The following is a 13,747-nucleotide window of genomic DNA, read 5'->3' on the forward strand; positions in this document are numbered from 1 at the left end:
GTGGGCGCGGAAGCGTAGCTTCGGTGCATGAGTTCCGACGCGCAATCAGGCTGGACAAATCTATTTGGCCGCGGTGCCCCTTTGGGGTGGCGCCTGCGGCTGGCTGTGTTCGTGTTGCTGGTTGCCGCTGCGGCGACGGTCTGGGTCACCAACAGCCTGCTGACCAATCGGTTCACGGAATCGACCCGAAACAGGGCTGAACTGCGTCTGGCGCTCTATTCCGGCAACCTGCTGAGCGAATTGCGTCGAAACGCCATCGTTCCACAATTGCTGGCCCGGGACCCGACTTTGATTTCGGCCTTGCGGTCAGCCGATTTTTCCCTGTCGACGCAGCGACTTCTGTCCTTTGTTGAGGAAATCGGGGCTGCGTCGCTGATGCTGCTGGATCGGGATGGTCGGGTCGTTGCCGCAACAGACCGCAATCGACTGGGCGAGTCCCATCGAAGTGATCCGTATTTCGTGAATGCCGTCAGGTCGAACGCGACGATCTTTTCCGAGATTGCCCGCGAGACCGGCAGTTATGGCTTTCTCTATTCCCGCAGGATCGAGGCCGGGTCGGAAATTCTGGGCGTGATTGTGGTCGAGGTTGATCTGCGCAAGTTCGAGAACGCATGGGCCGGGATCTCGGACGCGGTCATGGTGACCGACAGCACCGGAACGATCATTCTGTCGACCGAACCCCAGTGGCGCGGCCTGAACGAGACTGAGGCGTTGTTGCGGCAGCATCCGCAGGGTGCCATCCAGCGCGCAATTCGAGCGACTACTGATTGGACGGCCCTGCCGCCGGACGCCTATGTTGCGGGCGAGGCCGTGATGCGGATGGAGACCCGCATCCCGTTCCGTGGTTGGAAGATGACCTCGTTCACGACCTATTCCTCGATCCGCGAAAAGGTGAACAGCGTGCTGGCGCTCGAGATCATGGGATTTGCGATTCTCCTGGCGCTGACCTTTTATGCACTGAGCCGTAGGGCCACGTTCCGCATGGCTCTGTTCCAACGCGAGTCGGCGGAGCTTCGCGCATTGAACGCAAGGCTGCAGCGCGAAATTGCCGAACGCGAGCGGGTTGAAAAGACGCTGGAAGTGGCGGAACAGACGCTGGCGCAAAGCTCGAAGCTGGCAGCCTTGGGCGAGATGTCGGCGGCCGTCAGCCACGAGTTGAACCAGCCGTTGGCGGCGATGAAGACCTATCTGGCGGGCGCGCGGCTGCTGCTGCGCCGAAACCGCCCCGAAGAGGCACTGGCCAGCTTTGGTCGGATCGACGGTCTGATCGAGCGGATGGGCGCGATCACGCGGCAGCTCAAGTCTTATGCCCGTAAGGGTGCGGACGCGTTTTCGCCCGTAAATCTTGGGGAGGCGTTGGCCTCATCCCTGTCGATGATGGAACCGCAGCTGCGCCAGAGGCAGGTCAAGATCACCCAGATTCTGCCCGAGGAGCCGGTGATCGTGATGGGAGATCGGATGAGGATCGAACAGGTTATGGTCAACCTGTTGCGAAACGCGCTCGACGCCACCAAATCTGTTGCAGAGCCTGAGGTCGAGATCATTCTGGCCGCAGGCGAGACCGCCGTGCTGGCGGTGCGCGACAATGGCCACGGGATCGAGGATATCGAGAACCTGTTCGAGCCGTTCTACACCACCAAGCGGCCCGGAGATGGGGTCGGCTTGGGTCTTGCCATCTCGTCCGGGATCGTGAACGACCATGGCGGACGGCTGACTGCGCGCAACGGCCAGAACGGCGGCGCGGTATTCGAGATGCAACTGCCCATTTTGGGACATGACGGCCTTGAGGCCGCAGAATAACGAGGACGTACCTATGGCACAGGCCATGAAAATTGCCATCGTGGATGATGAACAGGACATGCGCCAGTCGATCAGCCAATGGTTGGCGCTGTCCGGCTATGACACCGAAACCTTTGCAAGCGCCGAGGATGCGCTGAAGGTTCTGGGGCCGGATTACCCGGGGATCGTGATCTCGGACATCAAGATGCCCGGCATGGATGGCATTCAACTTCTGAAAAAGCTGATGGGTGCCGACAGCACCTTGCCGGTGATCATGATTACCGGTCACGGCGACGTGCCGATGGCGGTCGAGGCGATGCGGGTGGGGGCGTTCGACTTTCTTGAAAAGCCGTTCAACCCGGATCGGATGTCGGAACTGGCCAAACGCGCCAGCAACGCGCGGCGGTTGACGCTGGACAACCGGGCGCTGCGGCGCGAGCTGTCGGGCGGCACACAGATCATGAACAAGCTGATCGGCGCCAGCCCGGTGATGGAGCGCCTGCGTGAGGATATTCTGGACTTGGGCCAGGCCGACGGGCATGTGCTGATCGACGGCGAAACCGGCACCGGCAAGACCCTGGTGGCGCACGCGCTGCATGCAGTCGGCAGCCGGGCGGGCAAGAAATTCGTTCTGGTCTCTTGTGCCGCGCTGGAAGAGGAGGCGCTGGCCAAACGGCTGTTCGGCCCCATGATGCCCGAGGACACGCAACTGCCCGCTATCGAGGAAGCCCGCGGCGGCACTCTGGTGCTGGAGGATATCGAGGCGCTGAGCGACACGCTGCAAGCGCGGTTGCTGAGCGTCATGAACGAGCAGGGAACGCCGGCCGAGACTCGGATCGTTGCGATCTCAAACCTGCAGGAAGCCGGCAAGACCAGCGAGGACGTGCTGCGGCCCGATCTGTTCTATCGTCTGGCGGCACTGCGGATCACCATGCCGCCGCTTCGGCAGCGGGGCGAGGATATCCTGACCCTGTTCACCCGGCTGAGCGAGCAGTTTGCCGAAGAATACGGCTGTGAGGCGCCGCAAGTCAGCGCCCAGGAGGCCGCGCAGCTGCTTCAGGCCCCGTGGCCGGGCAACGTGCGCCAGTTGATCAACATCGCCGAACGCGCGGTTCTGCAGTCGCGGCGCGGCTCGGGCACTATCGCGTCGCTGTTGATGTCCGATCATGAAGAGATGCAGCCGGTGATGACCACCGAGGGCAAGCCGCTGAAGGAATACGTTGAGGCGTTCGAACGGATGCTGATCGACAACACAATGCGGCGCCACAAGGGATCCATCGCCTCGGTGATGGAGGAACTTTGCCTGCCGCGCCGGACTTTGAATGAAAAAATGGCCAAGTACGGGTTGCAACGGGCGGACTATCTGTAGGCGAGCGGCCAGTCCCTTTTTGGCCTTTTGTCCAAAGTACACCCGGTAAATTTGAAGCCAGAGGATGCCCGACCTGTCCGTAGATCGGGCTCCTTTGCAGTTTGCCCATTGTGTTTTCCACAGGACTGCTTTTATTGTACCGGGACGGGTCGGGCGCATTTTTGTGCCTGAATGTCCCGAATCATTGAGTTTCGCTGCTTTGCTGCAGGTGGTGACCTTTCCCGCCCGGCCAAGCAGACCGATTGTGCCCCGTTCCGGGGCAGTAGAGTACCTGAGCCCGAACTTCGGGCGAAAGGAATAATGGGCAGGCAGCGGCGTGTTCGCGCCTGTCGGAGAAGAACCGCGATGACGCGCGCGCTACGATTGAGTATACGGGCAGGGGGCCACAGCGCCGATCCCTGCCGTGCGCCGTCTGTAATCGCCCAGACAAGACACCACCCCAGATGCGCCTGTCCGCCTGGACAGGTCAGGACAACGCGTTTGGCGCGGTGCACCAAGGACACATGGCAAAGAAAATGCTTATCGATGCCACCCACGCGGAGGAGACCCGCGTCGTGGTGGTGGACGGAAACAAGGTCGAGGAGTTCGATTTTGAATCCGAGAACAAACGCCAGCTTGCTGGCAACATCTACCTGGCAAAAGTAACGCGCGTCGAACCTTCGCTGCAGGCGGCCTTTGTTGACTATGGCGGGAACCGGCATGGCTTCCTTGCGTTCTCGGAAATCCATCCGGACTACTACCAGATTCCGGTCGCGGACCGCGAAGCCCTGATGGAGGAAGAGCGCGCCTATGCCGAGGCAATGAAGGCGCGGGACGAGGCCGAAGAATCCAAGCCCAAGAAACGCCGCTCGCGGTCACGTTCGAAGGCGGCAGAGGTCAAAACGGACGATCCGGTCGAAACGCTGGACGTATCCGCCGAGCCGACAGGTATGGAAACCATCGACTTGGTCGAGGAAGACGCCGCCGATCAGGATGTGCCCGAAGGCACGTCTCCGATGGAGACGGTCGCTGAAACTCCGGTCGAAGAGCCGAGTGAAGACGCGAGTGACGAACCAGCGGACGAAAAGGCCGAAGTCGAAGCAGACGCCGCACCCGCTGAACCGGTCGAAACAGACGAGCCGGACGCGGATGCAGCGGACGACGCTGACGCCGAAGCTGATGAGGCCAAGCCGGATGCGGCTGCCAAGGATGACACGATCGAGTCGGTTGCGGATGATGATGACAGCGAGGATATCCGTCCTCCGCGCAAACCACGCCCGCGCCGCTACAAGATTCAGGAAGTCATCAAGGTGCGCCAGGTTCTGTTGGTGCAGGTCGTCAAGGAAGAACGTGGCAACAAAGGTGCCGCGCTGACCACTTACCTGTCGCTGGCCGGCAGGTATTGTGTGTTGATGCCGAACACCGCACGCGGGGGCGGCATCAGCCGCAAGATCACCAACGCCGCGGACCGCAAGAAGCTCAAGGAAATCGCATCTGAGATCGATGTGCCTATGGGCGCCGGTCTGATCATCCGTACAGCCGGCGCCAAGCGTACCAAGTCCGAGATCAAGCGCGACTACGAATACCTGCAGCGCCTGTGGGAGCAGATCCGCGAACTGACGCTCAAATCGATCGCCCCTGCGAAGATCTACGAGGAAGGCGACCTGATCAAACGGTCGATCCGTGATCTTTACAATCGGGACATCGACGAGGTTCTGGTCGAAGGCGAAGGTGGCTACCGCATCGCCAAAGACTTCATGAAGATGATCATGCCGTCGCACGCCAAGAACGTGAAACGCTACGAGGATCAGTTGCCGCTGTTCGCGCGCTATCAGGTGGAAAGCTATCTGGCGGGGATGTTCAACCCGACGGTCCAGCTGAAATCGGGCGGGTATATCGTGATCGGCGTGACCGAGGCGTTGGTTGCCATCGACGTGAACTCGGGCCGGGCCACCAAGGAAGGTTCGATCGAGGAAACTGCGCTCAAAACCAACCTTGAGGCCGCCGAGGAAGTTGCGCGCCAGCTGCGCCTGCGCGACCTGGCCGGCCTGATCGTCATCGACTTCATCGACATGGACGAGCGCAAGAACAACCTGGCGGTTGAAAAGCGCCTGAAGGACAAGCTGAAGACCGATCGGGCCCGTATTCAGGTCGGACGGATCTCGGGCTTTGGCCTGCTGGAGATGAGCCGCCAGCGCCTGCGCCCAGGAATGCTTGAGGCAACCACACAGCCGTGCCCGTCCTGTCATGGCACCGGTCTGATCCGCTCGGACGACAACATGGCTCTGTCGATCCTGCGTCAGATCGAAGAGGAAGGCACACGCCGCCGCTCGCGCGAGGTGCTGGCGCGGTGTCCGGTCAGCATTGCGAACTTCCTGATGAACCAGAAGCGCGAGCATATCGCGCAGATCGAAGCCCGCTATGGCCTGTCGGTTCGGATCGAAGGCGACACTCATCTGGTCAGCCCTGACTTCTCGATGGAAAAGTTCAAGACGGCCAGCCGGATCGTTCCCGAAGCGTCTGCGCCGGTGGTGTCCGCGACGGCATCGCTGATGGATCTGGTGGATTCCGAGGACGAGGTTGAAGACAGCGCCGCCGAGCCGGAACAGGCGGAAGAGGAAGCTAAGCCGAAGCGCAAGCGCCGCCGGCGTCGCCGCAAGAAGAACGGCGGTAACGGCGAGCAGGCCGAGGCAACCAGTTCTGACGAAGCTGCGGAAGACAAGGCGACCACCGAGGCGCAACCCGAGGAGTCCGGGACGGAAAAGACCGCAGAGTCTGAATCCGCTCCGGCTGAGACCGCAGAAGCTGGCGCCGAAAACGTGACCGAGGGTGAAGCGGAACAGGCCGAAGAAAAATCGGCCAAGCCCAAAAAACGTCGGGCACCGCGCCGCAAGAAGACGGCCGAAGTCGAAGAGGCGCCCGCGCCGGAACCCGAGGTGGCCGAAGAAGCGGTTCAGGCGGCCGCAGAAACGCCTGCTGATGAGGCTGCGGGTGCTGAGGACAATGCCCCCGAAGCGCAAGCCGAGGAGCCGGTCGAAGAGAGTGAGCCCGAGGCAGCGGCAGAAGTCGAAACGCCAGATGCCGAGCCCGTGGCGGAAGCGCCGGAAGCGGCAACAGAAGAAAAAGCCGAGGACACAGCAGAGCCGGTGCTTGAGACGGTGGCGGAAGAACCCGAGCCGTCCCCGGCCAAGCCCAAGCGGCGCGGTTGGTGGTCTCTGGGCCAATAAGACAACAAAGGCGGACAGTATTGTCCGCCTTTTTTCTTTCAGGTCCCGCCGTTTTTCCGAATGAGATAGATGTGGTGATCCGCAGCTTCTTCCATCCCGATCAGCTCGTGCCCGGACTCCGAGCAGAAATGAGGTACATCGACGATTGCGGCCGGATCGTCGGCAAGGACCCGGAGTAGGGAGCCCGCAGGCATGGCCTTGAGCCGTTTGCGGGCTTTCAGGACGGGCAGGGGGCACAGCAGGCCCAATGCATCCAGTGTTTCGGCTTCTTGTGTCATGGCTCTCAGATATTTGCATGGCGCACAGCTGTCCAGCCGGCAACCACGAGGATGTGACCGAATGGCCCCGTGACGCGCCCCACTGGATATCCTATGTGCAGTGGCATGTTCGGAATCGATATCATCGACGCGGGGCTGCTGCCCGCCATGTTCATCGCGCTGGTCGGCGGGTTGATCAGTTTTCTGTCGCCCTGCGTGTTGCCGATCGTGCCGCCTTATCTGGCCTACATGAGCGGCGTGACCATTCACGAGATGCAGGATCAGGCGCAGGCTCGACGTAAGGCGACCTTGTCGGCACTGTTCTTCGTCCTTGGACTGTCGACGGTGTTCCTGCTGCTGGGCTTCACGGCTTCGGCCTTCGGCGCATTCGTGCTGCAGAACCAGCTGCTGTTCGCCAAAGCCTCGGGTCTGGTGGTGATCGTGTTCGGCCTGCATTTTCTGAACGTGTTCCGCATTCCGATCCTGGACCGCGAAGCGCGGCTCGAAACCGGGGACTCAGGCGGATCGGTCTTTGGGGCTTATATTCTGGGGTTGGCCTTCGCATTCGGCTGGACCCCGTGCATCGGCCCCCAGCTGGGCGCGATTCTGTCGCTGGCCGCGTCCGAGGCCTCGGTGGCGCGGGGCACGCTGTTGCTGGGCGTCTACGCGGCGGGTCTGGGCATACCGTTCCTACTGGCTGCGATGTTCCTGAACCGGTCGATGGCAGTGATGAACAAGCTGAAACCGCACATGGGAACGATCGAGAAAGTCATGGGTGGCTTGTTACTGGTCGTCGGCATCATGCTGGTGACGGGTCTGTTCACCGAGTTCAGCTGGTGGCTGCTTGAGACGTTCCCGGCATTGGCCACTCTGGGCTGACGCGGCGCCCGGTCGCGATGATCGGGCCTTACCTTGGCCACATCGCTGAGCTAACCTGCCCGCAACAAGGGCAAAGGCATGAGCAGTCAGGTTCCGCAATCTGGGGTACAACGACGCCGGGTGTTCTATATCCCCGGCTATGATCCGATCCATCCCCGCCGCTATCGCGAGCTCTACCGGAAAGAGGGGCGCGCGCAGTCAGCAATTTCCGGGTATCGGTTCGAGGTCTCGGCCAAGACGGGCGATGGCCCATATGGCTGGCACGTCCGGTCGGAGCAGGACGGGGCCGAAGTACATACAGATGTCGAGGTTCTGGTTTGGTCCGACATCGTGCGCGACAGCATGGACAGCTCGATCCCGGCGACCTATTGGCAATTGCTGCGCACGGCGTGGATCTACATCTCGACCGGCACGCTTTGGCGGCTGATGCGCCTGCGCAAGGGGCCGGTGATCGCCGCACTCTATCCGGTGGCGATGCTGCTGGGGCAGTTGGCGTTGGCCGGATTGGTCTTTTACGGTGTGGCGATGTTGTCCGCGTCCGCGATGCATTGGTTGGCTGAGGCTGTAGAGGGCCCCGCGCTGTTCGGTCCATATTTTGCGGCGCGGATGTATCTCGGCCTGGCTATTGGCATGTTGGCAGGATGGTGGGTCTTGCGCTGGTTCCGCAAGATCGACAACCGCCTGTTCGCCTATTACCTGATGCACGACTATGCCTATTCTGCGCGACAGCGGGGGGAAACACCGCCCGAGTTGCAGGCCCGGCTGGACGAATTCCGTGCCACTATTGCGGCAGCGCTACGGTCGCCCGTCGATGAGGTTCTGGTGGTGGGCCACAGTTCCGGCGCCCATCTGGGGGTTTCGGTTCTGGCCGACCTGCTGCGGCGGGGCGAGGTGCAGCCGGATGGCCCGGTCCTGTCGTTCCTGACATTGGGGCAGGTGGTGCCGATGGTGTCATTCCTGCCGCGGGCCGACCGGTTGCGGGCCGACCTGCAGTTGCTGTCGCAGACCGGGTGGTTGACATGGGTCGACGTCTCGGCTCCCGGGGATGGCTGCGCCTTTGCCCTATGTGACCCGGTGGCGGTCAGTGGCGTTGCCGGGCCGGGCAAACGCTGGCCTCTGGTCCTGTCGGCCGCTTTCACGCAAACCCTGTCGCCTGAACGCTGGGCCGCGCTGCGCTGGCGGTTCTTCCGTCTGCATTTCCAGTATCTGTGCGCGTTCGACCGGCCTAGCGACTATGACTATTTCCGCATCACGGCCGGCCCGCTGACACTGGGCGCTCGGTTCGCCGGGCGGGCGCCGTCGAAATCGCGGATCGAGCGGGCGGTGTCCAAACACCGGACGGTGCGCGCATGACCCCGCCCAAGCCACCCGCCAGACCCGACAAGGTATCGCTGTGGCAATACCTGCGCCTGTTCCGGCGTGATATCCTGTCGGCCCAGCCGCAACGCCTGTACCGCGCCTGGATGGCCGAGTTCCGCACCCCGTTCTTCCGGTCCTACCTGATCAACCAGCCCGAGCTGATCGACCGGGTTCTGAAACGCCGCCCCGAGGATTTCCCGAAATCCGGCCGGATCAGCGAAGGCCTGCGGCCCCTGCTGGGCCAATCGGTATTCCTGACCAACGGCGCAACCTGGGAGCGCCAGCGCCGCATCATCGACCCGGCCTTCGAGGGCGGACGGCTGAAACAGACCTTTCCCGCGATGCTGGCCTCGGCCGAGGCTTGTGCCGATCGCCTGCGCGACAGGACAGGCGTGCCGGTCGAGATTGAGGAGGTCACCAGCCATGCCGCCGCCGACGTGATCTTTCGCACCTTGTTCTCGGTGCCGATCGAGCACGAAATCGCCGCGCAGGTGTTCGAGAAATTCCGCGCCTATCAGCGGCAGCAACCGCTGCTGAACCTGGCGGCTTTCGTGCCGTTGCCAGGCTGGGTGCCTCGGTTCCACCCGCGCAAGACCCGCCGTGCAGCGGCCGAAATCCGCGCCTTGATCGCCCGCCTCACCCGCGAGCGGGCCGCGCAGATCGCCGCCGGCACCGCGCCCGACGATCTGGCCACCAAGATCATGACCACGCCCGACCCACTGACCGGGCGGTGTTTCAACACCGATGAGATGATCGACCAGGTCGCCATCTTCTTTCTGGCCGGGCACGAGACCAGCGCCTCAGCCCTGGCGTGGACGATGTACCTGATGGCCGCCTATCCCGACTGGCAGGACGGCGTGGCCGAGGAGGCTCGCGCGCAGGATGAAATCAGTTTTGCCAGCATGTCCAGACTGCGCATCAGCCGCGATGTGTTCCGCGAGGCGCTGCGCCTCTATCCCCCGGTCCCGATGATGGTGCGCGAGGCCACATGCCCCGAACGCTTCCGCGACCGCGACGTGCCCAAGAGCGCGCAGATCGTGCTCAGCCCATGGCACCTGCATCGACATGAACGGCTGTGGGAGGACCCCGACAGCTTTGACCCGGCCCGCTGGGCGACTGAAAACGGCCAAGCCTGTCAGCGCGCGGCCTTCATCCCGTTTTCGGCCGGGCCGCGCGTCTGCACCGGGGCGGGGTTTGCGATGGTCGAGGGACCGTTGATCCTGTCGACCCTGCTGCGTCGGTACCGGTTCGAACCTGTCGAAGGCCGCGCCCCGGTCCCGGTGGCACATCTGACGGTCCGCTCGCGCGATGGAATCTGGCTGCGCGTGGTTGAGCGCTAACAAACTATCATCGCTTCGCGCCATGCTGTATGCGGTTGGAAAAGCGGAATCATTACTGAACGGGAAAGTGTTATGTCCAAGGCTGAACAGCGCGAACAGATGATCAACGGTGCGGGTTTTATCGCGGCTTTGGATCAGAGCGGCGGCTCGACGCCCAAGGCGCTGGCGTTGTACGGGGTGCAGCCGTCCGACTATGGCTCGGACGAGGAAATGTTTGCCGAGATCCAGAAGATGCGCGCCCGGATCATCCTGGCCGATGACTTCACCCGCGACAAGGTGATCGGCGCGATCCTGTTCGAACGCACGCTGAGCGAGGAAATCGACGGTCGCAAGGTGGCCGATTACCTGTGGTCAGTCAAAGGCATCGTGCCGTTCCTCAAGATCGACAAGGGGCTGGAGGACACCGCCAACGGCGTGCAGCTGATGAAGCCCATCCCGGGCCTGGCCGAGACGCTGGCCAAGGCCGAAGGTGTGTTCGGCACCAAGGAACGCTCGGTCATCCACGAGGCCAATGCCGAGGGCATTGCCGCCGTGGTGAAACAGCAATTCGACGTGGCCCGCGAGGTGATCGCGGCCGGCATGGTTCCGATCATTGAACCCGAGGTGAACATCAAGTCGGACACCAAGGCCGAAGCCGAAGAGATCCTGAAAGCCGAAATCCTCAAGAATCTCGGCGAGTTGGGCGAGGGGCAGGACGTCATGCTGAAGCTGACCCTGCCCAGCAAGGCCAACCTGTATGACGAGGCCGCCGATCATCCGCGTGTTCTGCGGGTAGTGGCGCTGTCGGGCGGCTATTCGACCGACGAGGCCTGTGACCTGCTGGCGCAGAACGGCAAGATGATCGCCTCTTTCTCGCGCGCGCTGACCGAGGGGCTGTCGAAACAGCAGTCGGATGCCGAGTTCAACGCGGCCCTTGGCAGCAATATCGACAAGATCTACCGCGCCTCGGTCTGAGGTCAGACCGGTTTGATGAACAAGCGGCGCATCTGCGCCGCTTTTTCGCGCATGGCGCAGCCTGTGGCGTGGTCATTCACCAGCCCCATCGCCTGCATGAAGGCAAACACCGTGGTGGGGCCGACAAATTTCCACCCGCGCTTTTTCAGATCCTTGGACATGGCGACCGACTCGGGCGAAGTCGAGGCCGTCTGCGGCCCAGGAGGGGTCTCGGGCTCGAACCGCCAGACATAGGCCGCCAGCGAGCCGGCTTCGTCCACCAGCTCCTGTGCGCGGCCGGCGTTGTTGATCACCGCCTCGATCTTGCCGCGATGGCGGATGATACCGGAATCTTGCAGCAGGCGCTCGACGTCCGATTCAGAAAAGACGGCCATCACGTTGAAATCAAAACCGGAAAAGGCTTTGCGGAAATTCTCGCGCTTGGCCAGAATGGTGCGCCAGCTGAGGCCGGATTGGAAGCTTTCAAGGCAGAGCTTCTCAAACAGGCGCTGGTCGTCACCTACTGGATAACCCCATTCATTGTCGTGATAGTCGAAGAATTCCGGCGCGGCCTGACACCAACCGCAGCGCGGCCGGCCATCCGGTCCGGTAGCGAGTTCGCGCATCGAATGTACCCCTTTTGTTCGCCATCACCCTAGGCGCAGACGGATATCAGATCAAGGGTTGCGATCGGGTGACCGGTACCAGTTCAGAACAAAGACGCGAATGGCCGACGCCAATCCAGTCTCGGGGTCGCGCGCGACATCAATTTCCGAGGCCAGCACATTGATCGGCAAGCCTTTTGCCTTGGCGATATCTCGGAACGCCTGCCAGAACTCATCCTCGAGTGAAACCGAAGTGCGGTGCCCCTTGAGGGTCAGCGAGCGTTTGACGGGCGGGCCGCTCATTCATCCAGCTCGTGATTGTCCAGATCGCGGCGGGCTTTTTCCGTACGGGCCTTGTCCAGCTGTTTGTCTGCTTTGCTGCGCCCGAACGCCGCCGCGTTCCGGTCGGCGCGGGCCTTTTTCTCGGCCCGCGCCTTTTCCTTGCGATACCGGTTCAGATTGACCGGCTTGCCCATCAGTCCTTGGGCCCGATCATCTGCTCGGGGCGTACGACGGCGTCAAAGGTCGCCTCGTCGACGAAGCCCAGCTTGATGGCCTCTTCCTTCAGCGTGGTCCCGTTCTTGTGCGCAGTCTTGGCGACCGTGGTTGCGTTGTCATAGCCGATGGTGGGGGCCAGGGCGGTGACCAGCATCAGCGATTCCTTCATCAGCTTGTCGATGCGCGCCTCGTTGGCCTTGGTGCCCAGAAGCATGCGTTCGGTGAAGCTGTCCGTCGCGTCGCCCAGCAGCTGGATCGACTGCAGCAGATTGTAGGCCATCATCGGGTTGTAGACGTTCAGTTCGAAATGGCCCTGGCTGCCGGCGAACTTGATCGCAGCGTCATTGCCCATGACGTGGGCTGCGACCTGGGTCAGCGCCTCGGCCTGGGTCGGGTTGACTTTGCCCGGCATGATCGACGATCCGGGCTCGTTCTCCGGCAGGATCAGCTCGCCCAGACCCGAACGCGGCCCCGACCCGAGGAAGCGGATGTCGTTAGCGATCTTGTAGCAGCTGCCCGCGACGGTGGCCAAGGCGCCCGAGAGGAACACCATGGCGTCATGAGCGGCCAGCGACTCGAATTTGTTGGGCGCGGTGACGAAGGGCAGGCCGGTGATTTCGGCCATGTTGGCGGCGACGGCCTCGGCCCAGCCTTTCTGGGTGTTCAGCCCGGTACCGACGGCGGTGCCGCCCTGCGCCAGCTCGTAGATGCCGGGCATGGCAGCATTCACGCGGGCGATACCCTGACGGATCTGATGGGCATAGCCGCTGAACTCTTGGCCCAGGGTCAGCGGGGTCGCGTCCTGTGTGTGAGTGCGGCCGATCTTGATGATGTCCTTGAATTCCGCCGACTTCTGCCCGAGCCCGGCGGCCAGCTTTTCCAGCCCCGGCAGCAGCACGTCACGCACGCTCATAGCGGTGGCGATATGCATGGCGGTGGGGAAGGTGTCGTTCGACGATTGTCCCATGTTGCAGTGATCGTTCGGGTGCACCGGATCCTTCGAGCCGATCACGCCGCCCAGGATCTCGATCGCGCGGTTCGCGATGACCTCGTTGGCGTTCATGTTCGACTGGGTGCCTGATCCGGTCTGCCAGACGACCAGAGGGAAATTGTCGTCGAACTTGCCCTCGATCACCTCGCCGGCGGCCTGGATGATGGCGTCGGCGATGCGTGCGTCCAGCTTGCCGGTGGCCTTGTTCTGCATGGCGCAGGCCTTCTTGACCACGCCCAGCGCGCGCACGATGGCGACGGGCTGTTTCTCCCATCCGATGGGGAAGTTCATGATCGAGCGCTGCGTCTGCGCCCCCCAATACTTGTCAACGGGAACCTCGAGCGGGCCAAAACTGTCGGATTCGGTGCGGGTCTGAGACATCTGTCACTCCGTCTGGTATGCAGTCGCATGCCGTTTAACCGCAGCTAAGCCTTGGTTCAATCGGCCAGTTGCGCGCACCTTAGTCCGAAGGGCAAAAAAGGTATAGCCATGCGGTGTGCGTCACTTTTCTTGGTCGGTCACAGGGCCGTA

The 13,747-nt window shown here is 62.4% G+C and carries 12 protein-coding genes; 7 read left to right on the plus strand and 5 right to left on the minus strand.

The window, feature by feature from the left end; translation table 11 throughout:
• Window positions 1–27: 27 nt before the first annotated feature.
• From ACR0IR_RS05250 to ACR0IR_RS05260, 3 genes are all read left to right on the plus strand, one after another.
• Window positions 28–1,800, plus strand: coding sequence for a sensor histidine kinase (locus tag ACR0IR_RS05250; protein ID WP_170363524.1), 1,773 nt, complete (start codon window positions 28–30; stop codon window positions 1,798–1,800).
• A gap of 13 nt (window positions 1,801–1,813) precedes the next feature.
• Window positions 1,814–3,148 carry a sigma-54-dependent transcriptional regulator gene (locus ACR0IR_RS05255; protein ID WP_093961984.1) on the plus strand — a complete coding sequence of 445 codons (1,335 nt, stop codon included), beginning with the start codon at window positions 1,814–1,816 and terminating at the stop codon, window positions 3,146–3,148.
• Window positions 3,149–3,651: 503 nt separating this feature from the next.
• Entirely contained in the window at window positions 3,652–6,354 is a 2,703-nt protein-coding gene (locus ACR0IR_RS05260) for an Rne/Rng family ribonuclease (protein ID WP_170363523.1), read from the plus strand.
• Between the two features lie 38 nt (window positions 6,355–6,392).
• Here ACR0IR_RS05260 and ACR0IR_RS05265 read toward each other — a convergent pair whose 3' ends face one another.
• Window positions 6,393–6,632, minus strand: a complete 240-nt coding sequence (locus ACR0IR_RS05265; RefSeq protein WP_170363522.1) for a sulfurtransferase TusA family protein — start codon at window positions 6,630–6,632, stop codon at window positions 6,393–6,395.
• Window positions 6,633–6,737: 105 nt separating this feature from the next.
• Between ACR0IR_RS05265 and ACR0IR_RS05270 the strand changes: the two genes are divergently transcribed.
• From ACR0IR_RS05270 to ACR0IR_RS05285, 4 genes are all read left to right on the plus strand, one after another.
• Window positions 6,738–7,490, plus strand: coding sequence for a cytochrome c biogenesis CcdA family protein (locus ACR0IR_RS05270; RefSeq protein ID WP_170363521.1), 753 nt, complete (start codon window positions 6,738–6,740; stop codon window positions 7,488–7,490).
• Window positions 7,491–7,568: 78 nt separating this feature from the next.
• Window positions 7,569–8,843, plus strand: a complete 1,275-nt coding sequence (locus ACR0IR_RS05275) for a hypothetical protein (protein ID WP_170363520.1) — start codon at window positions 7,569–7,571, stop codon at window positions 8,841–8,843.
• On the plus strand, window positions 8,840–10,189 hold the full coding sequence (locus ACR0IR_RS05280; protein WP_170363519.1) for a cytochrome P450: 1,350 nt from the start codon (window positions 8,840–8,842) through the stop codon (window positions 10,187–10,189). The genes ACR0IR_RS05275 and ACR0IR_RS05280 overlap by 4 nt, the downstream gene beginning before the upstream one ends.
• 72 nt (window positions 10,190–10,261) lie before the next feature.
• Window positions 10,262–11,143, plus strand: coding sequence for a fructose bisphosphate aldolase (locus ACR0IR_RS05285; protein WP_170363518.1), 882 nt, complete (start codon window positions 10,262–10,264; stop codon window positions 11,141–11,143).
• Between the two features lie 2 nt (window positions 11,144–11,145).
• Here the strand turns inward: ACR0IR_RS05285 and ACR0IR_RS05290 are convergent, their stop codons facing one another.
• From ACR0IR_RS05290 to fumC, 4 genes are read right to left on the minus strand one after another with little or no spacing between them, the layout of a single operon-like run.
• Window positions 11,146–11,748 carry a DNA-3-methyladenine glycosylase I gene (locus tag ACR0IR_RS05290; protein ID WP_170363517.1) on the minus strand — a complete coding sequence of 201 codons (603 nt, stop codon included), beginning with the start codon at window positions 11,746–11,748 and terminating at the stop codon, window positions 11,146–11,148.
• 51 nt (window positions 11,749–11,799) lie between these two features.
• Window positions 11,800–12,030: a ribbon-helix-helix domain-containing protein gene (locus tag ACR0IR_RS05295; protein WP_170363516.1), complete on the minus strand. Its 231-nt coding sequence runs from the start codon at window positions 12,028–12,030 to the stop codon at window positions 11,800–11,802.
• Entirely contained in the window at window positions 12,027–12,203 is a 177-nt protein-coding gene (locus ACR0IR_RS05300) for a DUF4169 family protein (protein WP_170363515.1), read from the minus strand. Before ACR0IR_RS05300 ends, ACR0IR_RS05295 begins: the two co-directional genes overlap by 4 nt.
• Window positions 12,203–13,597: a class II fumarate hydratase gene (gene fumC, locus ACR0IR_RS05305; RefSeq protein ID WP_170363514.1), complete on the minus strand. Its 1,395-nt coding sequence runs from the start codon at window positions 13,595–13,597 to the stop codon at window positions 12,203–12,205. The genes ACR0IR_RS05300 and fumC overlap by 1 nt, the downstream gene beginning before the upstream one ends.
• Window positions 13,598–13,747 lie beyond the last annotated feature (150 nt).

Source organism: Ruegeria sp. CF2 (assembly GCF_056537385.1).